1 protein-coding gene is annotated in these 693 nt (G+C 43.9%); it reads left to right on the top strand.

The features are described 5' to 3' along the window. The coding region (locus R7Q48_RS27570) for a sulfurtransferase (protein ID WP_318133455.1) at positions 1-593 on the top strand (593 nt) is incomplete at its 5' end. Positions 594-693 lie beyond the last annotated feature (100 nt).

Genomic DNA, 693 nt, shown 5'->3' with positions numbered 1-693 from the left:
TAAATAACGAGGACTTGATCATCGTTTATGACAACTCAGGTACGCTTGCTTCACCACGCGCATGGTGGATGCTCAAAGCGATGGGACACGAGAACGTCAAAGTACTTAATGGTGGACTTCCAGCTTGGATCGAAGCGGGATTGCCCGTCGTAGATTCACTAGCAAAACCTGAACAATTAGGAAATTTTGCGGGAAAATTAAATAAAAATGCATTTTTGGACGCAAATGCAGTATTAGAGTACTCAAACAATTGCAGTGCGCATATTGTTGATGCTCGCTCACGAGCGCGCTTTTTTGGTGAAGTGCCTGAGCCAAGAGAAGGATTGCGCAGTGGCCATATTCCAAACTCGTTGTGCCTGCCTTTTCAAGAACTGCTGGATAACGGTTACATCAAACCGAACTCAGAATTGAAACAAGCATTTAGCGAACTGTCGCTATATAATGACAATTCAATCATTTTCAGCTGTGGCTCAGGTGTGACTGCCTGTATTTTATTGTTGGCAGCTCATCAACTAGGCTTACGCAACTTATCTGTTTATGACGGTTCATGGACAGAATGGGGTGCAGACTGCTCACTGCCAATTACGCGTTGAGCTAGGGGTTATCAAAACAATATGGTCGGATTAAAGAAGAACATTTGGACTCTTTACATGATGCTGCTCACCGTCAGTATCGTGACATTTTCGCTATTCG

The sequence above is a fragment of the Vibrio sp. 378 genome, assembly GCF_033339435.1.
Note: the sequence above shows the minus strand (reverse complement) of the source record. Positions and strands in the feature narration are given on the sequence as shown.